Annotated in this window: 24 protein-coding genes; 13 read left to right on the top strand and 11 right to left on the bottom strand. The window is 63.3% G+C overall.

Going from position 1 to position 22,334, the window contains the following annotated elements; translation table 11 throughout:
* The 3 genes from FNL14_RS17185 to FNL14_RS17195 form a co-directional block, all read left to right on the top strand.
* On the top strand, nt 1-887 hold an 887-nt coding region (locus FNL14_RS17185; RefSeq protein ID WP_142062391.1), incomplete at its 5' end, for a carbohydrate ABC transporter permease.
* Between the two features lies 1 nt (nt 888).
* Nucleotides 889-1,767, top strand: coding sequence for a carbohydrate ABC transporter permease (locus FNL14_RS17190; protein WP_091419766.1), 879 nt, complete (start codon nt 889-891; stop codon nt 1,765-1,767).
* Nucleotides 1,768-1,769: 2 nt separating this feature from the next.
* Nucleotides 1,770-3,317 carry a glycoside hydrolase family 32 protein gene (locus FNL14_RS17195; RefSeq protein ID WP_142062394.1) on the top strand — a complete coding sequence of 516 codons (1,548 nt, stop codon included), beginning with the start codon at nt 1,770-1,772 and terminating at the stop codon, nt 3,315-3,317.
* 66 nt (nt 3,318-3,383) lie between these two features.
* Here FNL14_RS17195 and FNL14_RS17200 read toward each other — a convergent pair whose 3' ends face one another.
* The 3 genes from FNL14_RS17200 to FNL14_RS17210 all read right to left on the bottom strand — a co-directional run bounded on the left by FNL14_RS17200 (nt 3,384) and on the right by FNL14_RS17210 (nt 4,525).
* Nucleotides 3,384-3,884 (bottom strand): PKD domain-containing protein, encoded by a 501-nt coding sequence (locus FNL14_RS17200; protein ID WP_142062397.1) that lies wholly within the window; start codon nt 3,882-3,884, stop codon nt 3,384-3,386.
* A gap of 15 nt (nt 3,885-3,899) precedes the next feature.
* Nucleotides 3,900-4,142, bottom strand: a complete 243-nt coding sequence (locus FNL14_RS17205; protein ID WP_142062399.1) for a hypothetical protein — start codon at nt 4,140-4,142, stop codon at nt 3,900-3,902.
* Between the two features lie 110 nt (nt 4,143-4,252).
* A complete protein-coding gene (locus FNL14_RS17210) occupies nt 4,253-4,525 on the bottom strand; it encodes a hypothetical protein (RefSeq protein ID WP_091419761.1) in 273 nt (90 codons plus the stop codon).
* A gap of 288 nt (nt 4,526-4,813) precedes the next feature.
* Here FNL14_RS17210 and FNL14_RS17215 point away from each other — a divergent pair, with 288 nt between their 5' ends.
* Entirely contained in the window at nt 4,814-6,679 is a 1,866-nt protein-coding gene (locus FNL14_RS17215; protein ID WP_142062401.1) for a substrate-binding domain-containing protein, read from the top strand.
* Here FNL14_RS17215 and FNL14_RS17220 read toward each other — a convergent pair.
* Nucleotides 6,676-7,941, bottom strand: coding sequence for a hypothetical protein (locus tag FNL14_RS17220; RefSeq protein ID WP_142062404.1), 1,266 nt, complete (start codon nt 7,939-7,941; stop codon nt 6,676-6,678). The two genes, FNL14_RS17215 and FNL14_RS17220, sit on opposite strands and share 4 nt — an antisense overlap.
* Before the next feature lie 188 nt (nt 7,942-8,129).
* On the opposite strand from FNL14_RS17220, the gene FNL14_RS17225 reads away from it, so the two are divergent.
* Nucleotides 8,130-9,725: an HNH endonuclease signature motif containing protein gene (locus FNL14_RS17225; RefSeq protein ID WP_142062407.1), complete on the top strand. Its 1,596-nt coding sequence runs from the start codon at nt 8,130-8,132 to the stop codon at nt 9,723-9,725.
* Between the two features lie 134 nt (nt 9,726-9,859).
* On the opposite strand, the gene FNL14_RS17230 is transcribed toward FNL14_RS17225, so the two are convergent.
* A complete protein-coding gene (locus tag FNL14_RS17230) occupies nt 9,860-10,726 on the bottom strand; it encodes a hypothetical protein (RefSeq protein ID WP_142062410.1) in 867 nt (288 codons plus the stop codon).
* A complete protein-coding gene (locus FNL14_RS17235; protein ID WP_142062413.1) occupies nt 10,710-12,473 on the bottom strand; it encodes an FAD-dependent oxidoreductase in 1,764 nt (587 codons plus the stop codon). Before FNL14_RS17235 ends, FNL14_RS17230 begins: the two co-directional genes overlap by 17 nt.
* Before the next feature lie 244 nt (nt 12,474-12,717).
* On the opposite strand from FNL14_RS17235, the gene FNL14_RS17240 reads away from it, so the two are divergent.
* From FNL14_RS17240 to FNL14_RS17255, 4 genes are all read left to right on the top strand, one after another.
* Entirely contained in the window at nt 12,718-13,080 is a 363-nt protein-coding gene (locus FNL14_RS17240) for a UBP-type zinc finger domain-containing protein (protein WP_142062416.1), read from the top strand.
* A gap of 63 nt (nt 13,081-13,143) precedes the next feature.
* The gene (locus FNL14_RS17245) at nt 13,144-13,836 is read left to right on the top strand and encodes an MSMEG_4193 family putative phosphomutase (protein ID WP_142062418.1); all 693 of its coding nucleotides are present in this window, start codon (nt 13,144-13,146) and stop codon (nt 13,834-13,836) included.
* A gap of 23 nt (nt 13,837-13,859) precedes the next feature.
* The gene (locus tag FNL14_RS17250; RefSeq protein ID WP_142062421.1) at nt 13,860-14,408 is read left to right on the top strand and encodes a DUF3090 domain-containing protein; all 549 of its coding nucleotides are present in this window, start codon (nt 13,860-13,862) and stop codon (nt 14,406-14,408) included.
* Nucleotides 14,408-15,175: an SCO1664 family protein gene (locus FNL14_RS17255; RefSeq protein ID WP_142062424.1), complete on the top strand. Its 768-nt coding sequence runs from the start codon at nt 14,408-14,410 to the stop codon at nt 15,173-15,175. Before FNL14_RS17250 ends, FNL14_RS17255 begins: the two co-directional genes overlap by 1 nt.
* A gap of 140 nt (nt 15,176-15,315) precedes the next feature.
* Here the strand turns inward: FNL14_RS17255 and FNL14_RS17260 are convergent, their stop codons facing one another.
* Both FNL14_RS17260 and FNL14_RS17265 read right to left on the bottom strand, forming a co-directional pair.
* Complete coding sequence (locus tag FNL14_RS17260) at nt 15,316-16,746, bottom strand: LamG domain-containing protein (protein ID WP_142062427.1); 1,431 nt, start codon at nt 16,744-16,746, stop codon at nt 15,316-15,318.
* Between the two features lie 343 nt (nt 16,747-17,089).
* Nucleotides 17,090-17,395, bottom strand: a complete 306-nt coding sequence (locus FNL14_RS17265) for a hypothetical protein (protein ID WP_142062430.1) — start codon at nt 17,393-17,395, stop codon at nt 17,090-17,092.
* A 107-nt stretch (nt 17,396-17,502) separates the two neighbouring features.
* Here FNL14_RS17265 and FNL14_RS17270 point away from each other — a divergent pair, with 107 nt between their 5' ends.
* On the top strand, nt 17,503-18,057 hold the full coding sequence (locus tag FNL14_RS17270) for a hypothetical protein (RefSeq protein ID WP_142062433.1): 555 nt from the start codon (nt 17,503-17,505) through the stop codon (nt 18,055-18,057).
* 943 nt (nt 18,058-19,000) lie between these two features.
* Here FNL14_RS17270 and FNL14_RS17280 read toward each other — a convergent pair.
* On the bottom strand, nt 19,001-19,411 hold the full coding sequence (locus FNL14_RS17280) for a hypothetical protein (RefSeq protein ID WP_255470894.1): 411 nt from the start codon (nt 19,409-19,411) through the stop codon (nt 19,001-19,003).
* A gap of 793 nt (nt 19,412-20,204) precedes the next feature.
* Between FNL14_RS17280 and FNL14_RS17285 the strand changes: the two genes are divergently transcribed.
* The 3 genes from FNL14_RS17285 to FNL14_RS17295 all read left to right on the top strand — a co-directional run bounded on the left by FNL14_RS17285 (nt 20,205) and on the right by FNL14_RS17295 (nt 21,492).
* The gene (locus tag FNL14_RS17285; RefSeq protein ID WP_091418386.1) at nt 20,205-20,378 is read left to right on the top strand and encodes a CsbD family protein; all 174 of its coding nucleotides are present in this window, start codon (nt 20,205-20,207) and stop codon (nt 20,376-20,378) included.
* Between the two features lie 182 nt (nt 20,379-20,560).
* On the top strand, nt 20,561-20,953 hold the full coding sequence (locus tag FNL14_RS17290; RefSeq protein WP_142062436.1) for a nuclear transport factor 2 family protein: 393 nt from the start codon (nt 20,561-20,563) through the stop codon (nt 20,951-20,953).
* A gap of 215 nt (nt 20,954-21,168) precedes the next feature.
* Nucleotides 21,169-21,492 (top strand): hypothetical protein, encoded by a 324-nt coding sequence (locus tag FNL14_RS17295; protein WP_142062439.1) that lies wholly within the window; start codon nt 21,169-21,171, stop codon nt 21,490-21,492.
* Nucleotides 21,493-21,542: 50 nt separating this feature from the next.
* Here the strand turns inward: FNL14_RS17295 and FNL14_RS17300 are convergent, their stop codons facing one another.
* The gene (locus FNL14_RS17300; protein WP_255470895.1) at nt 21,543-21,926 is read right to left on the bottom strand and encodes a hypothetical protein; all 384 of its coding nucleotides are present in this window, start codon (nt 21,924-21,926) and stop codon (nt 21,543-21,545) included.
* A 43-nt stretch (nt 21,927-21,969) separates the two neighbouring features.
* Nucleotides 21,970-22,334 (bottom strand): IS3 family transposase (locus tag FNL14_RS17305; protein ID WP_142062442.1); only part of this gene is annotated, 365 nt, incomplete at its 5' end.

The following is a 22,334-nucleotide window of genomic DNA, read 5'->3' on the forward strand; positions in this document are numbered from 1 at the left end:
GCCGCCCCCGCCCCGGTTTCCTCCGCGAACAGATCAGCGGTTGGGGCATGATCGCCCCGGCCGCCGTTCTGCTGCTGCTGTTTGTGTTCCTGCCGGCGATCCTGGGCTTCGGCCTGGCCTTCACCAATGCCCGCCTGATCTCTCCGCGGCCTGTGGAGTTTGTGGGGACAGACAACTTTGCCCGGCTCTTCACAGATCCTACGTTCTGGCGTGCCCTGCTGAACGTGACGTACTTTGCGGTGGTCGTGGTGCCGGTGCAGTCCGCCCTTGCCCTGGCCATGGCCCTGCTCATCAACAAGAAGTTCCGCGGCGTCAACTTCTTCCGCACCATCTACTTCCTGCCTGTGGTCACGTCCATGGTGGTGGTGTCCCTGCTCTGGATGTTTATGTACCGCCGCGAAGGGCTGATCAACGAGCTCCTCTCCACGTTCAGCTTCGGGCTCATCCAGGGTGCTGACTGGCTCAATGACCCCGCCACCGCCATGCCGGCCATCATCGCCCTGTCCATCTGGCAGGCAGCCGGGTTCCACATGATCATCTGGCTGGCCGGACTGCAGAGCATTTCCGGTGAACTGTACGAAGCCGCGCAGCTGGACGGCGCCAGCCGCTGGCACCAGTTCCGCTATGTGACGTGGCCGGGCCTGAAGCACACCCGCAGCCTGGTGCTGGTCACCATCACCATCCAGGCGCTGGGACTCTTTGACCAGGTCAGCGTCATGACCCAGGGCGGCCCCCTGGATTCCACCACCACCATCATCTACGAGGCAGTCCGGTCCGGATTCAAGCAGCAGGAAACTTCCTACGCCTCGGCCATCTCGCTCGTATTCTTCGTCCTCGTCCTGCTCGTCTCCGCGGTGCAGCGCTACCTCACCCGGGAGAAAGACTGACATGAACAACCAACTGCTCCTGAGGAGCGCCGGCACCATGCTGGTGCGCATCCTCTTCGCCGTCGTGGCCGCCTTCCCCATCGTTTTTATGCTGATTTCCTCCCTCAAGCCGGACCAGCAGATCTTCGGCGACATGTCCTCCGTGGCGGCGTTCCTGCCCATCGGGAACATCTCGTTCGATAACTACGCGGCGGTGTTCGACCGCGTCCCCGCCGCCCGGTTCATGATCAACTCCATCGGGGTCTCCGCCGTGACGGTGGTGCTGGGCATCTTCATCAACAGCCTGTGCGCCTTCGCGCTCTCCCGTATGGAGGTCCGCGGCAAGCGGATCGTCTTCAGCGCCATCCTGGCCACGCTGATTGTCCCGTTCCAGACCCTCGCCCTGCCGCTGGTGTGGTGGGTCAACCAGCTGCCCTACTTTGAGCTCGACGGCTTCAGCCTGGAGTTCTCAAAGGGCTGGCTGGACACCTACCAGGTCCAGATCATTCCGTTCCTTGCCAACGCGTTCTCCATCTACCTGTACCACCAGTACTTTGAGTCCATCCCCAAGGAACTGGATGAAGCGGCCCGGATCGACGGTGCAGGCTGGTTCAAGATCTACCGGCAGGTAGTCATGCCCTTGGCAGGCCCGGCCACAGCCACAGTGGCCATCCTGACCTTCCTGCCTGCCTGGAACTCCTACCTCTGGCCGCTCATGGTGGTCCAGTCCGAGGAGCTGCGGCCCGTGATGATCGGCATCCAGTACTTCTTCCAGCTCAATGTCTCCTGGGGCGAGGTGATGGCCTACGCCTCACTCATCACCGTCCCCGTGGTGATCCTCTTCATTGCCTTCCAGAAGTCCTTCATCAACAGCATCGCCTCCAGCGGCGTGAAAGGCTGACCATGACTTTCCTGACGACGACGGCTGCCGCGCCCGCCGCGGTTCCGGCGCCCGGTGCCGTGGCCGTTCCCGTTACGGACCCGTTCCGCCCGGAGTGGCACTACACTTCCGAACGCAACTGGCTCAACGACCCTAACGGCCTGGTGTACCTCAACGGCACCTACCACCTCTTCTACCAGCACAACCCTTTCGGCCCGGACTGGGGCAACATGTCCTGGGGCCACGCCATCTCCCGGGACCTGCGCCACTGGGAAGAGCAGCCCGTGGCGATCCCCTGCGACGGGTCCGAGGCGATTTTCTCCGGCTCCGCAGTATTTGATAAGCACAACACCAGCGGACTTGGCACGGCGGACACTCCCCCGCTGGTGGCCATCTACACCAGCGCGTACACCGCCGCCTCAGCGCTGGCGGGACGGCAGGCCCAGTCCCTGGCCTACAGCCTGGACGAGGGAATGACGTGGACGAAGTACCAGGGCAACCCGGTCCTGGACCGGGCGTCCGCGGACTTCCGCGATCCCAAGGTTTTTTGGTACGACGGCGGAGCCGGCAGTTACTGGGTGATGGTCGCCGTCGAGGCAGTGCACCGCCAGGTGGTGCTGTATAAGTCCGCGGACCTTTTGGCCTGGGAGCACCTGAGCACTTTCGGGCCCGCGAACGCCACCGGTGGGGTGTGGGAGTGCCCGGACCTCTTCGAGTTGCCCGTGGACGGGGATCGGGACGACACGAAGTGGGTCCTCATCGTGAACCTCAACCCCGGAGGGGTGGCCGGCGGCTCAGCCGGGCAGTACTTCCTGGGAGAGTTCGACGGCGTGACGTTCCGGTCCGAAACGACCGTCACCGCCGGCCTCCAGCAGGATGACAGCCGGATGCGGGACTACAACTGGCTGGACTGGGGGCGCGACTACTACGCTGCCGTCTCCTTCAGCAACGCGCCGGACGGGCGCCGGATCATGATCGGTTGGATGAACAACTGGGACTATGCCGGATCCACGCTCACAGGGAGCTGGCGGAGTGCAATGTCCCTGCCTCGGGACGTGTCGCTGACCCGGGTGGACGGACGCGTGGTACTCCGGCAGGAGGCCATCGATCCCATTTCCGGACTGGAATCGGCGCAGTTCCGGCTGGGCTCCAGGCCCTTGGCATCCGGGGTTCTGGACCTCCCCGTCACCGCTGCAGTCACACGGATCGACGTTGACTTTCAGCCGGGTACGGCAAGCAGGGTGGGGCTTGTGCTCAGGGCCGGCGACGCCGAACGCACAGTTGTCGGCTATGACGTGGCGGAGGGAATTCTCAGCCTGGACCGTCGCGAGTCCGGGCTGGTGGATTTCCATGGGGCCTTTCCGTCCGTCGAAGCCGTTGCCGTACCACTGGAGGACGGCTTCCTCCGGCTCCGGATCTACCTTGACCGGTGCTCCGTGGAGGTCTTCGCCCAGGACGGGCTCGCCACACTCACGGATCTGGTGTTCCCCTCGGAGGCGAGCACGGCTCTGGCGGTCTTTGCCGAAGGTGAGGGCGCGCACCTGGCGGCGCTCGCCGTCGTCGGGGGCTGATCGGCTGACTCAGTAAGAGCCCTGCACGGCGGTCCGTGCAGGGCTCTTCAGCGTCTTTTTGACCGGCTACTTCGCCGCCGGCAGCGTGGTCCCGGCACGCAGCCCGAGGGCCATGTCCTGGGTAACTCCAAGAATCTCCACCAGGACGTCCGCTTCACGGCGGATGTCGGTGACGTTGACCGATCGGGCGGACCTTTCAACGCGGCCCGCCGGGAACCCGTTGATGGCCACAGCCCAGGAATAGGCAGCAGGGTCCTCCGATTCCCACGTCACCCGGATCTCGCTGACCCCGTCCACCGTGGACAGGACCGCCACCTGGACGTTCCGTGGTGCCGCCAACGGCTGAGGCATCGGCATGGTGCTGACATGGACAGGGGTCTTCAGGACGTGACTGCTTCCAACCATGTTCGACACCCGCAGGATCATCTCCCCCTCGAACTCATGCGCATACGTGTGCTTGAGGACGGGTTCGCTGGCGGTCACGTCGTAGTCGCCGTCGCCGTCGAGGTCCCATTCGTACTGGTTCACTGCGCCGATGGACGATGAGGCATCGAATCGGATCTCCATGCCGGGCGCAGCGAATTAGCCGTTGATCGGCAGCCTGGCCTCAACACCGTTGTTCCTGCCGAGCGGGATGACGGTGACCTGCACCGGCGCTCCGGTCTGCTGGCCTGAGGGCGTGGGGCCGGGCTGATGGATGGTGGCCAAAGGAGAAGGAATCCCTGTGTTCAGCGGAGCTGACGGAATGCCCGCCACTTCGGCACATCCGGCAGCCAGCACGAGTACCAAGCCTGCGCTGGCCAGTTTTGCGGCGCTCCTGGTCATGATCTCCCCCTCGATCGCTGCCCTCAAGCATCAGCATGCGCAGATACCTAGGGTTTCCGATACTGGGGCAGACGCAAGATTCCGGAAAGAAGTTCTGGCTGCTGCCGGAGCTACTGCCCGGCCGGCGTGGTCCCGAACATCAGGGTCCGCCGCCGGACGTCGTAAAAGACGGTGGCCGAACGTTTCAGGAGGCCTTGGAGAACCTCGGCATCCTCAGCATCCAGCGTGAGCACTTCTTCCCAGGCCCCTTGGTCCAGGACCAGTTGCAGAGTCCAGGTGCCCGGCTTTCCGGCGTCTCCGGCCACCCAGCTGAATTGGTAATGGTTGACCTGCCGGACCTGGATGCTGTCATCGGTGATCGGTTGTTTCGGTGTGGGGCTCATGGTCCCCCTCCTGGATTTGGTGTGAGTGGGCCCGCTGCATAAGCCAAGACCCAATCTAGACCTGGTGCTCCGCTTCATCCAGAGCCAGCTGCAGCTGTATTCGGGCGCGAAAAAGATCTGAATCACCACACTCACATCGGTCCCATGCGGGTTATCCTCAAAATGCGTATCCAGTTGCGGGGGCATCCGGGCGGGGGGCTAGGCGCACCCGCGGTGTGACAGCCGCGGGCCAGTTTCATCATTTGCATTCACACCGGGAAACCCGGGCGGATTTCAAAGGAAACGAGCATGGGCCGTCGTCGCGCAGCAACTGACCCGATCTATCCACGCTGGATCTGGATCGCCGCGGCGGCTACCGTGGCGCTTCTTATTGTGGGCGGCGCACTGGTGCTCCGGACGCTGATCTTTCCCGCCGATTCAGGTGACGGCGGAGCCGCAGGAAATGGCAATCCACCCCCTGCAGGCGAACCCCTGGCGCAGGACGCTCCTCCCGCCGTCGCCGGCGCCTCTCCTTGTATCCCCCTGAACATCCTCACGTCGCTGGAAAACGCGGAGATGGTCCGGGCCCTTGCAGCCGAGTACATATCCAGGCCCCGCAATGTTGACGGCAAATGCGTGGCACCGGCCGTCTCCCAGGAAAGATCAGGAGTGGCCGCCGGCAAGGCCGCGGCACAGTTCCCCGGCGTTTCCGCCGGGGAGAGGCCCACTGTCTGGCTGCCGGACTCCTCCGCGTGGTTACGCATTGCCGGAGAAGGTGCCGGCGCAAACCGCATCCCCCAGGAGGGAACCAGCATGGCCCGGAGTGCCATCGTTGTGGCGATGCCGGAAACAATGGTGACTGCCCTCGGCTGGGACAGGCAACCGCCGTCGTGGTCTGAGGTGTTTAAGATGGCCGGCGAGCAGGACGTCTGGGAGCGCCTCGGCCACGGCGACTGGGGCAAATTCAAGTTCGGTAAGGCCAGTCCCCTCGTCTCGACGTCGGGCTTGATGGCCCTTGCTGCTTCCTACGGTGCCGCCGGCGGCAGCCCTGGCGGTTTGGACGGCATGGATCTGGAAGCATCGTCGCTGGTGGAGAAGGTGCGTGCCGTGGAATTGGGCACCAGCCACTACATGGCCACGCCCGAGCATTTCCTCTGGCACGCGAGGGAAGCCGACGACGCCGGGAAGGTTTCGGAATTCCTCTCCGCCGTAATCGTGGATGAAAAGTCTGTGTGGGACTACAACCGCGGAGTGGTCAGCGAGGACGGAACAACGAAGACGTCCGGTCCCGCCCCCAAGGAGCCCCTTCGGGCCATCTACCCCACCGACGGAGTCCACGTGGCGGACAATCCGGCCGTCATCCTTGACGGCGATTGGGTGGGGAACCAGCAGCGCCTGGCGGGACAGGATTTCCTCGCGTTCGCAGTGACGGAACAGGGCCAACGTGTTGTTGAGGCGTCCGGGTACCGGAGCGTCCAGGGCAAACTGGATTCCGGGGTGGAGAAAACCGGCCGCTACGCCGAGACACTCCAGCCCCTGCCGCTGCCCAAGGCGGAGGCACTGGTTTCCATTCAGGAGAGCTTCCCCGAGGTCCGGAAACGGGCCAGGGCTTTGTTCCTGCTGGATGTCTCGGATTCCATGGTGCAGGAGCCCGGAGTCACCAAGCTGCAACGGGCCAAGGACGCGGTTCTCAAGGCCCTGGACCATTTCACGGGTGAGGACGAAGTTGGACTGGCCGCGTTCTCCCATGAGGGCGACGGTCCGCTACAGCCGGGCATCGTCAGCCCGGTGGCCCCTTTCAAGACCAATAAGGGCGACATCGCCGCCAAGCTCAATGAACTCCAGGCCGTGGAGGCTACGCCTCTGTTCGAAGCGGTGAGCCGTTTCGCGGGCGATCTGGCCAAGGACTACAAGGACACGTTCATCAACACCATCGTGCTTTTGAGCGACTGCAAGAACGATACCCGCCACCCGGGAGACCTGGGCGGGCTCTCAGAACAGTTGAGCCATCAGTACCACTCGACGCCGGTGCTCGTCTTTACCCTCGCCTACGGGCCGGACGCTGATGTCCCCACGCTCCGGGACATTGCCCGGGCCAGCGGCGCGCACTACTACGACGCCACCGATCCGACCAGGCTTGATGAGGTGCTCGGCGAATTGGTGACCAGCTTCTAGGAAGGGTTGCCCGCGGTCAGAACCTTGGCCGCCTCCGCAAGTTCGTCGTCGTATCCTTCTTCGAGCGGCGATTCACCCAGGCCCAGCACTGCCAGCAGCGATGGATCGTCGAATGCATCGGCAACACAGCGGATAATCGCCGGGGGCACGCGGAAATGGGTGTCGATGGTCAGCAGCCCAAGTTCCGCAAGCTCCTCCAAGCGGCCCATGGCCACCTTGGTGAGCAATTCGGCGGCCTTCTGTTCTTCTTCGGGAGCGTGATCGGGCGCCGCCAGGACGCGTTCCACCAGCAGCGGTTCGGCCGCGGCCGCCGCCAGGAGGACGGAAACCTGTATTGCGGCGATGGTGCGCTCCCACGGCTCTTCAGGATCGAGCCGGAGCACGGCCTGCTCGAGGAAGAGCGAGGTGAATATGGTGAACTCGTCCACCTGCTCGGCAACGCTGCCGTCCAGGAAGTGTGCGGGATCCTCGAACGGCACCACCTTCGTCGGCTTGACCTTGATCAGCTCGGCGGCCTGGAGCGCGGCCCAAATTTCGGCAAGCAGAGGTACCTCGTACATGCTCCGTACCGTAAGGACATCATCGGCTGCATCCTTCTTGGATCCGCCCTTGGCCTGCACGCCCACGCAGGCGGCCGCCTCCTCAATGTCCCGCAGGCGGAGGGCGCCCGTTCCGGTCACGGGCTTCCCTTCACCGATCCATACCAATAACGCTGTTGCCTTCTGGATCAGCGGCATTTCCGTAAAGGCTGACAGTGCCTGATCCTCGGGAATGTCCGGAATCTCGATGGTCTCCTGTCCATCAACGCCCTCGGCAAGGCTGTCGAAGACATCCAGAACCTCGGCCAGTAGCTCCTCTGTCCCCGTCCACCGGCCCGTTTCCGAGAGGAACTCGACGTAGCTGTGGACGGAGTCAACGATGAGGGCAACCTGTTCGGCGTCCACGACCTCGGGTGCCTGTGCATCCGCGGCGGCCGAGACTTCCTCCGCGACCGCGTTGGCCAGGGTTGCAGGGTCGAGGCTTGTCATGTCGGGCGCAGCCGTCATCTCCATGTAGCGGCTGATGGTGGGTTCCATCAGCTTCAGGTATTGCAGGGCTGCAGCGCCTGCTCCGGGAGTGCCGTCGTCGAACCACTGGACATAAGCCGGCGTTAAGGCGTCAAGGGCCCGCCCGGCACGGAAAGAACTGAGGGAGACCGGCGCTTGGTGTCGTTTCTGCGCCGAAGTTTTGCTTGCGCGCCGGTTCTTACTGTTCTTGCCCAAGGAGTACCTAACTGCTGGAGAAATGTTGCTCGAACGACGCTACTGATTTCGACGGCGGCATGCCACTTTGGATTGTTGTGCAGGAGGCTGTTCAAGATTCAGGCACTTTCCCGCGCCCCTTTCAGGACGACCACCAGTTGGGCGTCCGGCCGAGGGAAAATGTCAGACCCCATTGTCATGATGGGTTTATGGGGACAGCGGCGGTGGCGAAGGCGTTTGAGGACATCAAGGCCGCCCTTGCCGTGCTCAACGCGGAGGCGGAGGGCTGCGGTTCGGAGCCCTTCTCGGATGCTGATCCGCTGGCCGGGCTGGGAGATGGGTGCCTGGACATCCTCGCCGGGGCGCGGGTCGCGGAGGCCGGGTTCGCCGCTTTGAAGGCCCGCGCTGCCGTGACGTACTCGGACACTGCCCAGCTCATCGCGGGGCCCGAGGCCCCGGTGCAGGCGCTGGAAATGGCTGTCGCCGCGGAAATCGGCGCCCTCCTGGCCCTTGGTCCCCGGGCCGCGGGTGCGTTCCTGGCCGCGTCCCACACCGTGGTTAAGGAGTTGCCGCTGGCGTTCTCGGCGTTGCAGGCCGGGACGATCACCTGGCCGCACGCCCTGGTCGTGGTGGAGGAAACAGCCGGCCTTGACCCCGCCGGCGCTGCAGCGTTGGAGGCACAGTTCCTGGACCCGGACGTGCCCAGGCCCTCTACGGCCGCCCCGGTCGGGGAGTTGCCGGCGTACCGGTTCCGGGCCAAGGCCCGGAAGTGGCGGGAACGCCACCACCCGGAATCCATCGAAAAGCGCCACGCCAAATGCGCCGCCGACCGGCGGATGGAATACACCCCGGACCGCGACGGCATGGCCCGCGTTTCCCTTTACGTCCCCGCGGACCAGGGCTCAGCCATCTGGAACCGCACCACCGCCATCGCCCGCGGCCTCCAGGGCCCCGACGAACCCCGGACCATGACACAACTCCGCCCCGACATCGCCGCCAGCATCCTGCTCGGCGCCGGAACCGCACTTCGCCCCGGCCCGGAAACCAGCACAGCACAAAGCAGCACGGGAGAAAGCAGCGCGGGACAGGCCAGCACGGGACAAAGCGGTGCTGGAGAAAGCGACCCGGCTGCAGGCAGGCCGGGTGAAACCTACGCAGGTGCCGGCTTGGGCGACGTCCCGGTACCCAGGGCGGACGTTCTAGTCACCGTCCCGGTACTCGCCCTGTTCGGCATCACGGACGAACCGGCAAACCTGGACGGCTATGGTCCGATCCCCGCGTCGATGGCCCGCACACTCGTCGCCAACGGTGCCACCTCGTTCTACCGTGTGCTGGTGGATCCGCGGGACGGGGCGCCGTTGGAAATCGGCCGCACCAGCTACCGGCTGACCAAGGCTATGAAAAAAGCCCTGCAGCTTCGGGACGGAAGATGTACTTTCCCCGGCTGCAACAACCCCTCCCTGGACAACGAGGCAGACCACCTTCAAGCCTGGCAACACGGCGGACATACCGGGATCAGCAACCTGGCCCAACTCTGCCCAAAACACCACCGCCTCAAACACGCCACCGGCTGGACGCCCACCACGGCCGCCCAAAACGAACCACCCGGCTGGACCTCACCCACCGGCCGCCACTACAAAGCCGAACACCACGACTGGGAACCACCACACTGGCCCAGGCGACTGGTACCGCCTTGGAAAGGCGCTTGGCCTTCACGATCGTCACCCGGCGATCCGCCCGACTTTGTCTACAGATGCTCTCCCGGGGAAGACTACCTGGAGCGGTTCCTCCACGGCAGCTCCTAGCGAACCAGCAATCGGGGCGATCGGGGGTCCTGCATGCGAATCTGCAAGACCCCCAAACGTGTCTCACATGTCTTGCAGTATCCTGCAGCCTCATGCGGGCCTTTGCCGGGGCACCTGCACGAGCAGGAGGTGACTCAGTTCATTCCTGCCCGGGCTGCGGGTGCGAGCGACAGTGCGAGCGCCCACCCGCCGGCCACGCCGATGGCAAGCAGTACGGTGACGAAGCCGATCGCCGGTGGGCTCGGCCATGTCAAGGCGCCGCCGTACCGCAGCAGGGCGATTGCCTGCAGAATGACGAAGGCAACGGAGGTCAGGGCCACGGGGCGGGCTGTGCGGAGGTCGCGGCTGATCTGACCCTGCGCGGCCGCCCACCCCAGGCCGACCAGCCACGCTCCGATCGCCCTCCCTGTGAGCTCGGTCAGAGGCCAAGGCCACCACGCCGCGGCAGGAATCGGTGCTGCCAGCAGCGCCACGCCGTACAACAGCAGCCCCCCGCCGATTCCCGCCAGGAGCAGCCGGAGGACAGGCGGCAACACTGGCCTTCCCGCTGTTCCGGACACGGGGGCAGGAGGCCGCGATCTGAGCTGCATTCTGCTGATGGCGAGCATCGCCACTGGCACCACCGCATATATTGCCAGCCATGCCCACGTGGCTATTTGGGCAGTGGGGGCAGTATCTGGCGAAAGGTGGAAGCGATCGATATGGACCAGGGTGACGCCCAAGGTCAATGTCGTGAAAATGAACACAGGCCACACCGCCAGCCTCGCTGAATCCCAACTCTCCGAACGGGCGCCGGTCACCTCCAGGCCTGCACTCGCCCAGTAGGCAGCCCCGAGGAAGACCGCAGTCATGGGCGGATTGACTGTCCACGCAAAGAATTCATTGGTCTGCAGCGGAAACACGAACAGCACGAGCCCGGCAAGGAATACCAGGAATGCAGCGATGTACAGCAGCCACCGCATCGGCGGAATCAACGGTGCGACTTCAGTTGACGCGGACATCACCTGGCCGCTCCTCGGGTGCGGTTTCCCCGCCAGGAGCATGAGGCGAGGCAGGCAGAGGGTTCTCGGCCAGGTATGCGTGAAGCATCGAGACCACGGTGGCGCCGTCCCCGACTGCCGTAGCCACCCTTTTGATCGAACCGGACCTCACGTCGCCGATAGCGAAAACGCCGGGCAAACTGGTTTCCAGCGCCAGTGGTGGCCTGGCGGCCCGGACGGACCCGGTGTCACTGACATCCCGGGCGCCCGTACGCAGAAAACCGGCCGGGTCACGCTCTACAGTGGCCGGCAACCATGAGGTCCGCGGCACCGAACCGATCAGCACAAACAAACCTGCCGCTTCAATCTCCTCGCTCGCTGTTGCATCGGAGGCTTCAGATGCGGCGACCTTGACGGCGGTAAGGAATCCGTCCTGATGGCGCGCCCCCACGAGCACGGTGCGATAGCGGATCACGATATTCCGGGTGGCCTCCAGTTGGGAGATGAGGTATTCCGACATGCTGACCGACAGGGTGGGTCCGCGCACCAGCAGCGTCACTTTCTTCGCATACTTCGCAAGGTGCAGAACGGCCTGTCCGGCCGAATTGCCGCCACCCACCACGCAGACGGGCTTTCCGGCCATAGACGGCGCCTCGGAAACTGTAGCCCCGTAGAAGACGCCTCTGCCGACCAGATCCTCGAGCTGAGGTATGCCGAGACGGCGGTAGTCCACGCCGGCGGCCACCACCACGGTGCGGCATCGCACCACGCTGCCATCGGAAATTGACACAGCGTAGAGTGCGCCGTCCACGCGGAGCCCCTCCACCTTCCGCAGGAACAGGAAGTCCGTCCCCAAAGTCCAGGCCTGATGGAATGCGCGGTAGGCCAGGTGGGCACCGCTCACACCGCGGGAGAAGCCAGGGTAGTTGCGGATCAGTGAACTGGTGCCAGCCTGGCCGCCCACTGCTTCTCCCTCCACCACCATGGTGGAGAGGCCCTCCGAGGAGGCATAAACAGCAGTCGCGAGACCGGAGGGACCGGCTCCCACGACCACTACATCGAAGATCTTGTCCGCCGGTGGCGGTCGCGTCACCCCCATCGCTTCAGCGATCTCCTCGTTGCTGGGGTTCTCGAGCACAATTGGTGGAGCGGTGAACTCCAGCACCATAACCGGCATAACCGGGTTGCGCAGGCCCAGGCTCTCCAACGTCCGTTGCGCGGTCTCAGACCCCACAGGGTGGAAGACCGCCGGGATGTGGTTTCGGCTCAAGGAGTCGCGCAACATATGAGTCCTTTGGTCGCCTACCTCTCCGATCAGCCGGACTGCCTCGAAGCCGACACCCTGGGCCAGGTGCCAGTCGTCGAGGGCGTCAGTAATTGCCCCGTGGAACTCTTCGTCACGCGATCGCTCGGGACGTATGATCACCAATTCGGCGTACCCCTGGGCGATTGCCCGGAAAACGGTGGGGGCGCTGGCGAAGTCACCCCATGTCACCACAACACCGCGCTTGGCGGCAGGGTGAAAGCCATAGGCACGTCGCAGGAAGTCGAGTCCACTACGGTCAGCAGGTCCGTAGCACCCAAGTATGAGGGCGACCGGGCGGTTCCATCGCCGGAGCCCCTCCAGCACCGCCCGCCCGTGGGCGTAGTCGGCGCAGGCCACCACCTCGTAGTCGGCACCGTACCGTCGACGTAACTCATCTTCAAGAATCCGCCGGGAGTTCGGGTCTGTGGTGGCGAGCAGCATGATCGGAACCGAGTGGTCCATGGCCGCCGTCTTTCCGGATCAAAATGGTTCGGTGGCGCTCACGATACTCGCGATTGAACGATGGGGACAAGAGGTGCCCGGTGCCTGCGGAACGTCCTTTGCCGGCCGTCGACGGAGTTGTATCGCGCCCGCCTCGTCACCTCGAATCTGCCATTCCAAGGGCGCGACGATTCTGCCAGAATGGCTCCCTGGGCGGGCAAGCCGGATGACCTGGCAAAACGGCAGCGATGAAAGTAGAGGACCGATGGAGGATCGCCCGATTCCGGGAATCAGCCTCACTGCCATACCCAGTGGAACAGGGTGCCTGGAGTGCCTCAACGGTGACGGCCCAGGTTGGTGGCTTCATCTTCGCCGCTGCGCCCAATGCGGCCATATCGGATGCTGCGATTCGTCACCGTCACAGCATGCCAGTGCCCACGCGCGCACCGTCGGCCATGCCGTCATGAGGTCATTTGAACCTGGCGAGAACTGGTTCTACCAGCACACCACCAAAAAGTTCTTCCACGGTCCGCGGCTTCCGGATCCCCAGTCAAGGCCCCTGGATCAACCGTCGCCTGCCCCCGCAGACAAGGTGCCGGCAGACTGGCGGGACCACCTGCACCGGTAGCCGCGCAACCGGAAACAACCGCGACGCCGGGATTCAGTGAAGGAGGCTGGTTAGGCTGTAGGAATGGCGACAGTTATCCTCGTGCGGCACGGCCGCACCACAGCCAACGCCGCTGGACTGCTGGCTGGTCGGGCGGCCGGCGTCAGCTTGGACCAGATCGGGCTCGAGCAGGCAGCTCTAACCGGAGACCGGCTCGCGTTGGTGCCTTTGGCCGGGGTGGTATCCAGCCCCCTCGAGCGTTGCCAGCAGACCGCCCGGCTCATCCTCGACCGCCAGGCTGGTAATCCTCATTCGCCATCCGATCCCGATCTCACCGAGTGCGATTACGGCCAGTGGCAGGGCCGCATGCTCAGTGATCTCGCGACCGAAGACCTGTGGGCTGCCGTGCAGTCCCAGCCGTCCGCCGTCGTATTTCCCGGTGGTGAATCCATGGCGGCGATGCAGGCGCGGTCGGTAGCAGCAATCCGACGCCACGATGCAGCCTTCCAAGCCGAGTATGGGCCAGGAGCCGTGTGGGTGGCAGTAAGTCACGGTGACGTTATCAAATCAATCCTCGCCGACGCGCTTGGAATGCACCTCGACCTTTTCCAGCGCATCAACGTGGGCCCGGCCTCCGTATCGATCGTGCACTATGGTGCTGTCCGGCCGAGCGTCTATGCGACAAACACCGATGCAGGCGATCTGTCATGGCTGTCCAAAGGCATCAACTCCGGCGATGCACCGGTGGGCGGCGGTGCAGGGCAAGCGGCGCCGTAACCTCATGTGCCTAGAATACTGACATGCCCACACGAGTTCATGAGTTTGCCTGGCCTGACCGGGTCGTCATCGGCACCATCGGCGAACCAGGGGCCCGCACGTTCTACCTGCAGGTACGCACAGGTAAGCAAATTGTGAGCATCGCCTTGGAGAAGCAGCAGTCGGCCCAGCTCGCAGAGAAGGTTGACGGCATCCTCGATCAGCTCAGCACCCTCGAGGGCAACCCCTTCAGCGTTCCCAAGGGTACTCCCATCGAACTGGTGGACAACGACCAGCTCGAGCCGGTCGAGGAGCAGTTCCGAACCGGTGCAATGACCTTGGGCTGGGACCCGACGACGGCGCAGGTGGTCATTGAGGCATACCCGCTCACCGACGCTGATGATGACGACGACTCGCCTGACCAGAACGGCATTGAAGTACCCGAAATGCTGCTGGTGCGGATGCCGGTTGGCACCGCCCGCGCCTTCGCCAAGCGGACCCGTGAAGTTGTGGGCGCCGGACGTCCCGCCTGCCCGCTCTGCGGTTATCCCGTGGACGCGGACGGGCACGTCTGCACCCTGCCCGAAGCCTGATGCCCGCGCCCGAGCTGCTGACTGCCGAGCTCACGCTCTCCGGGCGGATCACGACGGCGTCGAATGCCACCTTTGTGGGCAGCATCGGCGACACCACAGTCGTTTATAAGCCTATAGCCGGGGAGAAACCGCTGTGGGATTTTCCCGACGGCTTCCTTGCCCACCGGGAGGTCGCCGCCTACCTGGTCTCTGAGGTTCTCGGCTGGAACGTTGTGCCTCGCACCTGGCTCCGCGATGGTCCCCTAGGCCAAGGAATGGTGCAACTGTGGCAGGACACTGACCCCGACCAGAACGCGGTGGATCTCGTTGCCGCGCATGACGTTCCGAGGATCGGGTGGAAACAGGTCCTTGAGGGGGAGGATGAGACGGGGCGGATGGTCGCCCTCATACATGAGGACACGCCAGCGCTCAGAAGCATGGCGGTGTTCGACGTCGTCGTCAATAACGCTGACCGCAAAGGCGACCACGTCCTTACCATGAAAGACGGGCACCGGCACGGAGTGGACCATGGACTGACCTTTCACCAGGACCACAAGCTGCGCACGGTGCTGTGGGGGTGGCTGGGAGACACATTGACCGACGAGGAATGCGACGGCGTCGATCGCGTCATCGAAGGACTGCACGGTGAGCTGGGGCGAAACCTCGCGAACTTGCTCAGCGCCGAGGAAATCGCCTCACTCGCCAAACGCTGTGCCCGGTTGCGCTCGGCAGGGCGGTTTCCGGCTCCGAGCGGTGACATGCCCGCAGTTCCTTGGCCACTGTTCTAAGGACACTACGGCTGCAGGCTTCGCACGTTGGCCCATGGCTCCCCCGCCGCTGCAACCTAGGCGCTCTTGTGGATAATTTCAACCTGAGGGGTGCACGGACGGCACCTCGCGCGAATCCTGGATTCTATTCAGCCGGGATGTCAGGACCCGAATTTGAAGGACTCGACGACGTCCCCGGCTCCGGCTTCCCTGAGATAGTCATTCAGACTCCACTGTGCGCGGAGGGCGGTCACCTCTACTGCAACGTTTCCGCCTCTCCAGTCAAGAAGGATGAGGCGTATTTCGAGTGGGGCACCGGCTGCGTGGTAGAAATCGGAAACTCCGCCACCGACCATAAGGGGAACTGCGTGGAATAAACCGCCGAGCGGGCATGTGCTCTTCCAGTCGTCGCTGACGCGGAAGTCTAGAGCTATTCCCGTCAAGCCGCCAAGTGAGGTGGGGGCCTCTGCTGCAATTTCAAGGCCTGGGACGGTGCGGTACCAGGCGGCAAGTTCTGCGGCGCTGGTACCTACTCCTGGCTGAGCTTCTTCACTGCACTGCGCCGCCGCGCGAACATTTTGGTACACACCAATGTAGCTTCCGCCCCAAACTCCTTCCTGGGGATCGCTGGGGCGGAGCAGCAGTACTTGGCCGGGAAGGTCTTCCTCGTTGGACCATCCCTTTGGGACTGTGTAGGACAGCTTCGGTTCAAATGATGTGGTTTCATGTTTTGTGCCGGGTTCCAGGGGGCCCAGGCAGATGCCACCGTGGGGATTGGGGCAGATGAAGGGTGCAGATTGCTCGGGGCGATCGAGCGTGGCACCGCTGGGGGCAGCAATCTGTGCAACGGCAGCCACCTCATCGGCGCCGAGAGCGCGGGGCCAAGTTCGAACGTCGTAAATGGTTCCTTTGAAGAATCCTTCGGGTTCTCCGTGGGACTGGCCCCTGCCGAACAGCAATGCCCCCTGCGCTGCGAACAAATGGTCAGTGGCGATACCTTGCTCGCTCACCGGGAAGCCGTTGAGATAGAAGCGGGCCTTTCCGGCCGCGGTATCGTAGACGCCGGCAAGGTGTACCCAGCGGTCCGGTGTCACCTCGACCCGCGTCGCCCGGTCGCGGTTGGTGACGAAGTTGTCCCCGTTTCCGTCCTTGGGCTTGACCGAGAAGGACCAGAACCCTTCATTGACGCCCAGGAAAAACGCACCGGCAGTTTGCCCTGCTTGGGTGAGCACTGTGACGTTCTGCCCGGGTTGACCCTTGGGGCGTACCCACGCGCCGACCGTGAAGTTTGAGTCGGTGGCGACCGGACCGGGAGCGGAAGTGCTAGCGAAGCCAGTACCCTCAACCAGCAACCCCTCACCTGTCCATTGGGCGCCGCCTTGCATGGAGAGGGTCACGCCGCCAGTCGAAGCTTCAGGAGCCGTGAGTGGCCACACGTTAGCTGCGCCCAAGTCCCTTGATGAGTTGCAGGCAGCGAGGGTCCATGCCAGCATCGCGGCAACGATTATCGCGACGATGAGCGCCTGGCGACGGCCGGCCGGGGGTTTGATGATCGATAAGGCACCATCGGTGCTGAGATCCCGGATACCCATAATGGCCTCTTTGCCGTCTAGTAAGGCGAGATCCGGACAAAAAAGGATCGCCGGTTACGGGTGGACCCATTCAACCGGAAATTATGAGGAAGCCGTCGGCGTCGTCCGGCGGGGGATGCGCAGACCTTCAAGATACGCTCAGCCCCCAGCTAAGGGAAGGGACCCGTCAGGCATCGCGCCGTGACAGCGGGCACAATTGGGCCCCGGTCCAAGGCGTTCTGCCCATCGTCATGCGGCTGGCAGGGTCCGGGCATGGTGAACTTATGACGGATGAGGCATCAGCTGCCACCGCCCGAGGCCTGGCCGACCGAGCCGGTACGACGCCGGCTTCCTCGGGTCCCGGTCACGGCATCCTGTCTGGGTGTTCATCCCGCAGAGTGAAGAAGCTCTTCGGATCGTCGGCGCCCAACAGGTCGTGGTGGAAGGCGATGGCGTCCACGGGCCGGGTGTCCACGAACAGGACCGCGACCTCCCGGGAGTGGACCACGGTGTACCGGGTCAGCTCTTCCACCCAGGAATGGATCCCGGTGAACTCCTCGACGAACAACCCGTCACCGAGCAGGGCCCGCTCCTCGAGCAGATCGTAGACAAGATTCCAGGCAAGATCCATCAGTTCGTGGATCGCCGCGTCAACAGTTGGAGCCGTCATAGCTCCATGGTGCTCCCGGGCACCGACAGTTTTGGGGTAGCGGGCGGGTGTGTCCTGCAGGGCTGTTGCTATGAGCGCTGGGCGTGGCGAACATGGGAGGTGTGGACATGAAAGGCATCCGCCGGCTGGCCTTTCCCCTGTGCCTGCTGGTACCGATAGCCGGCACGACAGGATGCTCCTATGACTACCCGGACCAGGCGAGCACCTCGGCAGCCTCAGCCGACGGCACGAGCACAAACGACCCGATATGGATCACCGGATCCTCTCCACAAACCGTTGATCCTCTGGTCCTTCAGCACCAGGTCAGAAACTACCAGGACCTGGACGCGCTCTTGAAAGCCGTGCCGGGGCGGGTCCTGCTCTTCCAAAAAGGTCCACTGGACGGCCCTGCCAGGGGCTTCGGCGGGAGGGAACAGGTGCTGGCGGCCGGCCAGTACACGGTCACTGTCGCCTGCGTCGGGGCCGCTAATGCCACGATCTTCATCCGGCAGGAGCATCCCACGGTCATCCTCTGGCCTGTCGAGCTCACAGTGGACTGCCCAGGAACCATGTCCCAGGTCATCACGCTTCAAAAGGGCTACGTTTCGACGCACCTATCCCTGCCAAGTCCCGGAGACACGCCCTGGACAGGGGCAGTCGGCGGAGTACGCGTTACCGGTTGAGCATCCCGTCTGCTCGACGAGGCTTCCCTACCAAGATCCGCGAGTCTAAAGGGTGGCGTTCCCGTCGTCTCCCCATGAGATTAAGCTGTCCGGAGTCGGTCTGATCACCTGATCCAACAGCACTCGTTCCACGGGCTCAGCGTAACGCCACTGCTGCCCTTGAGCTTGTCGATGACCGGATTATGCGAACCAGGACGGGCGCCTGAGCCCTTGCGGTGGATTCGGCGGTCGTCTGCCGGCCGAGGGCCACCAAGGCGAGGGCATCGAACTTGTCGGCATCCCCACTGTTCCACGCGGCCCGGAACTCGTCGGTCTTGCGGGATGCGGCGACGGCCTTGTTGCCTCAGGTGTTGGCGTCATTTACCCGGGCCCGTTCCGGATGCAATCACATACTGCGATCCAAGCGCTGATTGCGGCGCAAGGCAAGCCTCGAACTCGTCCGGGCACAAGTCGTCGGTCCGGTGCGGCTGACCTTGTCACATCGCTGCCGGCGGTGCTCAACCATGACCCAAACAGAACGAGAAGGCCGCGCTATGGAGCACAGATCCCGGGGCGTCCTGCCCCGCGGCCTGAGCGTTACCAGTGGCCAGAAGATCATGAACCGGTAACGGCTGTATCGATGCAATCACGTGTCCGTAACCCTTAGTCGAAGGAAGGAACCGGCGCCTCGCTACACACCTACACTGAGCCATGAGCACGACCGCAGCGTTGATCCTGATCTTCTGTGTTGCCACCGCCTGGATCTGCTTGACGGTATTCGTGCTCTTACGGTTGCGCCGCCGCCGGCGTGGGTCATCGCTCGTCGCTTCCGCTCCACCTACGGCCGAACCCGTCAGCAGCCTCTCTTACAGACCATGGCGCGCCGAAGGTGCAGTAACCGGCAAGATCCCGAGACATCGGCGCCGGCTGAGAATCAGGAAAGTACACGGCTGATCCCTCTGCTCTACAGTCCCCTCTGCCGGCGGTCCCGTACCCTGAGGACCTCGACGACCCCGGCCAAGGCGAGCGGGAACGCCACGACAACGGCGAGGTATCGCTTCAGGTCGTATGGGGAATCCAAGGTCGCCCCGCCCACGAGAAGCCCTGGCAGCCCCACGCAGACTGTCACCCAGACGCGGTTGTCCAGTGCGCCGGACCAGACGGCGGCCGCGAGGGACATCGTGCAGCCGGCGAAGATGTAGCGGTTAGCGATCCAGACCTCTTCCTGCTCTGCTGGAGCCGGGAGCCACATGTGCCAGCCGGCGTGCCATATCCCGTAGCCGATCAGGATCATCGAGGCGAGGACGAGCAGGATCCAGGCAATGGTTCTGGCTCGCCGGTCGATCTCAGCCGACTGTGGCCTGGTCCAAGGCATAGAGCAGCCCCTCAGTGTCCGAGACGTCGTAGAAGGCCACGGTTTGCCCGAGTCCCAGGCTGAAGAAGTCCATCCCTTTGTTTTGGTACATTCCCATTCCCGTGCCGAAAAGTCCGGCCACGCCCTGAGCCCCGTAAGTCACGCTGACATGGCGTCCGTCTTTGGACCGATCTACATTGGTCGCCATGCCGCTCAGGGGCGAATCGGAAAGAGAACGGTCTCCTATGCAGACAATTGCCCGGCGATCGGTGAGCCCGCAAACGGTGCATAGTTTCCTCCACTTCTTATAGACAAACCTGCCGAAGAAGTTTTGCACAGCAGCGTGTCTACCGGAATGGGTACCCTTCCGCACCCTCGGCTCGGTGATCCTTGCATCTAAAAATGGACGATTCGTCAGCGGTACGCTCTTCCGGGAAACCGGAGAGCAGATCTCAAAAATCAGCTCCCCGGAAGCCGGCCATGGCCCCGATCCAACCGGCGGAGAAGAAGTCCCAGCACTCCTTGCCACCGTGGATCCCAGCACGGCAAACCCGGCATGGACAAAGTTCGCCCCCAGGGATGTCCTGCCGCTGCCTGAATGATCACAAGCGATTAACTTGGAAAAGGCATCTGCTTGGTCACCGATAACTGCCCGTCGACGGCCCAGCGACACCTGACATAGCGTCTCGCGGTGCGGCAGGGCACATCAACTGAGGGTGCAAGTCGGCTCGTCCGACTTGCACGGTGAATCCTAAGCATGCTTAGTCTGGGTGTAGCCGAATGCGAACGGCTGCCAACCAGAGGAGGAAACACCATGGGACTAGGCGACAAGATTGAAAACGCTGCCGAGAAGGCCGGCGGCAAGGGCAAGGAAGCGGCCGGTAACGCCACAGGCGATGACAGCCTGAAGGCTGAAGGCCAGACGGACCAGGCCAAAGGCGACGTGAAGCAGGCCGGCGAAAAGGTCAAAGACGCTTTCAAAGACTGAATGATTTTACGAAAGGGTGCGCTCAGCGAACGGGGCGCACCTTTTTCGTGCCCTCATTTTGCTGCGCCACGCCCGCCGATCCGACACTGCCCGCGGCACTTTAAGACGCCCATCGACAAACCCGCCGCTCGAGCCTAATCTGACCTCGCAGGAATCCGACAATGAAGACGGAGGTGCCCAAAATGGGCGCACAGGAAGATGTGGGACTGGTACGGCGCGGCTACGAAGCTTTCAACGCGGGCGACATGGACACACTCAGGGAACTATTCACAGAGGACGCTGTGTGGCGCGTAGGCGGCAGCGGCGCCCTGTCAGGGGTGAAGCACGGCAGGGACGCAATCCTGGCCTATTTCGGCGAGCTGGGTTCGCGCTCCAACGGCACCGTCAAGGTCGATCTGGAAGACGTGGCCGCCGGTGACAGGTACGTGATCGGGGTCCAGTCCAACCATGCAGAGCGCGATGGGAGGTCACTGGACCAACGATCCGGCCTGGTATTCACCCTCGCCGACGGCAAGGTGACTGAAGTCCTGGAACTTCAGGAAGATACGGGCAAGGCATCTGACTTCTGGTCCTGACCGCAACACCGCACCTCAACCGAAAGGCGCGCCGCAGTAACGGTGCGCCTTTTTCGTGCCACTCGGAGTGCCTCGTCATAAAATTCTTGAGCAACTCTTGGGGACTTTTGTATTCCTCTGCTGGACCCGGTCCCCCATCATTGCCTCAGGGCGCCTGTCAGTCCCGGCCGGGCCCGGGTAGGGAGAATCCCACCGGCGATGAGGATGGAGCCGATATGGTGGCGTTCCGAGTAGCACTCGGTCAGGGCGGGCAACCGTCGTGGTGGCTTTACGGAGCCAATGACGAACTCCTGGCATGGGCCGGCAGGAATTACGTCTCTCTGGCCTTTGCCCGTGATGAAGCGGCCGCATTCCAATCAGCAGCGCGGCGGGTGGAGTATCAGATATACCCTCACCCGGATGGCGGCTGGGGCTGGAGGGCAGTGCAGCCTGTGGACTACTACATGGCCCATTCCGCCGGCGGCTTCACCAAACCGGCAGAGGCGCGCCGCGCTGCGAAAAAGGTTAAGGCTCTGGCACAGCGGGCCTCGGGCCTGTAGCCAGCGCACAGCGAAGGGTCTGCGCCGGCCAGCGGGGATCGCCTATAGCATCAGCCGGCTTTGTCGTACTTGAACACGATTGAGTCGAAGACGGCGCGTGCCTCTCTCATCAGCACCGGGTTGATCAATTGGTCGATATAGCCCACCGAGACCACAGCTCGCTGGCCCTCCAAGTCGACCACCCGGTAGGTTTCGTATTCATTCTGAGTTAAGTACCAGCGTGAGCAGCCGATGTTAGATGAGGAGTAAATGCATAACTCGCGGCCGTTGCAGGCTGTGAAGTCCACGTTGCCCTCGACGGAGTGGTTGAATTCGAAGCCGGAGTAATTGCCGACCATGACCCTGGCAGGAGGGGTGCTTGCCGTTGGCGTCTGGGCTGCCATCGCCTTAACGAAGGCCTCGGCCGACGGGCCGACATCGGAAAGGGCGCCCATCCAGTGAACTGGTCCCCGAAAGTTGGACTGGCTTAGTAAGAGCCTAAACTGCAAGGGCCTGAGCACGGTATTGCACCGGGCTCAGGCCCTTGAGCCTTGTTGAGATTCTTTCGGTGTTGTACCAGTGGATGTACTCGTGAAGTGCTGCGACCAGTGCGTCGGTGTTGATAAATCGGACGTGGTGGAACAATTCTTCCTTGAGGTGTCCGAAAAAGTTTTCCATCACGGCGTTGTCGTAGCAGTTGCCCTTGCGCGACATGGACTGAACTGCGCCGGCTTTCTTGAGCAGGTTCCGCCATGAGACGTGCTGGTACTGGAAGCCCTGATCTGAGTGCACCAGCACGTTTTGCCCGGGTTGAAGGATGTTCAGCGCCTCCCGAAGCGAGGTGTTTGTTAGCTCCAGGTTTG

This window comes from Pseudarthrobacter sp. B4EP4b (assembly GCF_006680095.1).
Taxonomy (GTDB): Bacteria; Actinomycetota; Actinomycetes; order Actinomycetales; family Micrococcaceae; genus Arthrobacter.

Excerpts from the sequence above, each read along its gene's own strand:
- FNL14_RS17190 (WP_091419766.1), top strand. The coding sequence starts at position 889 with ATGAACAACCAACTGCTCCTGAGGAGCGCCGGCACCATGCTGGTGCGC.
- FNL14_RS17195 (WP_142062394.1), top strand. The coding sequence starts at position 1,770 with ATGACTTTCCTGACGACGACGGCTGCCGCGCCCGCCGCGGTTCCGGCG.
- FNL14_RS17200 (WP_142062397.1), bottom strand. The coding sequence starts at position 3,884 with ATGGAGATCCGATTCGATGCCTCATCGTCCATCGGCGCAGTGAACCAG.
- FNL14_RS17205 (WP_142062399.1), bottom strand. The coding sequence starts at position 4,142 with ATGACCAGGAGCGCCGCAAAACTGGCCAGCGCAGGCTTGGTACTCGTG.
- FNL14_RS17210 (WP_091419761.1), bottom strand. The coding sequence starts at position 4,525 with ATGAGCCCCACACCGAAACAACCGATCACCGATGACAGCATCCAGGTC.
- FNL14_RS17215 (WP_142062401.1), top strand. The coding sequence starts at position 4,814 with ATGGGCCGTCGTCGCGCAGCAACTGACCCGATCTATCCACGCTGGATC.
- FNL14_RS17225 (WP_142062407.1), top strand. The coding sequence starts at position 8,130 with ATGGGGACAGCGGCGGTGGCGAAGGCGTTTGAGGACATCAAGGCCGCC.
- FNL14_RS17230 (WP_142062410.1), bottom strand. The coding sequence starts at position 10,726 with ATGTCCGCGTCAACTGAAGTCGCACCGTTGATTCCGCCGATGCGGTGG.
- FNL14_RS17235 (WP_142062413.1), bottom strand. The coding sequence starts at position 12,473 with ATGGACCACTCGGTTCCGATCATGCTGCTCGCCACCACAGACCCGAAC.
- FNL14_RS17240 (WP_142062416.1), top strand. The coding sequence starts at position 12,718 with ATGGAGGATCGCCCGATTCCGGGAATCAGCCTCACTGCCATACCCAGT.
- FNL14_RS17245 (WP_142062418.1), top strand. The coding sequence starts at position 13,144 with ATGGCGACAGTTATCCTCGTGCGGCACGGCCGCACCACAGCCAACGCC.
- FNL14_RS17250 (WP_142062421.1), top strand. The coding sequence starts at position 13,860 with ATGCCCACACGAGTTCATGAGTTTGCCTGGCCTGACCGGGTCGTCATC.
- FNL14_RS17255 (WP_142062424.1), top strand. The coding sequence starts at position 14,408 with ATGCCCGCGCCCGAGCTGCTGACTGCCGAGCTCACGCTCTCCGGGCGG.
- FNL14_RS17260 (WP_142062427.1), bottom strand. The coding sequence starts at position 16,746 with ATGGGTATCCGGGATCTCAGCACCGATGGTGCCTTATCGATCATCAAA.
- FNL14_RS17265 (WP_142062430.1), bottom strand. The coding sequence starts at position 17,395 with ATGACGGCTCCAACTGTTGACGCGGCGATCCACGAACTGATGGATCTT.
- FNL14_RS17270 (WP_142062433.1), top strand. The coding sequence starts at position 17,503 with ATGAAAGGCATCCGCCGGCTGGCCTTTCCCCTGTGCCTGCTGGTACCG.
- FNL14_RS17280 (WP_255470894.1), bottom strand. The coding sequence starts at position 19,411 with ATGCCTTGGACCAGGCCACAGTCGGCTGAGATCGACCGGCGAGCCAGA.
- FNL14_RS17285 (WP_091418386.1), top strand. The coding sequence starts at position 20,205 with ATGGGACTAGGCGACAAGATTGAAAACGCTGCCGAGAAGGCCGGCGGC.
- FNL14_RS17290 (WP_142062436.1), top strand. The coding sequence starts at position 20,561 with ATGGGCGCACAGGAAGATGTGGGACTGGTACGGCGCGGCTACGAAGCT.
- FNL14_RS17295 (WP_142062439.1), top strand. The coding sequence starts at position 21,169 with ATGGTGGCGTTCCGAGTAGCACTCGGTCAGGGCGGGCAACCGTCGTGG.
- FNL14_RS17300 (WP_255470895.1), bottom strand. The coding sequence starts at position 21,926 with ATGGGCGCCCTTTCCGATGTCGGCCCGTCGGCCGAGGCCTTCGTTAAG.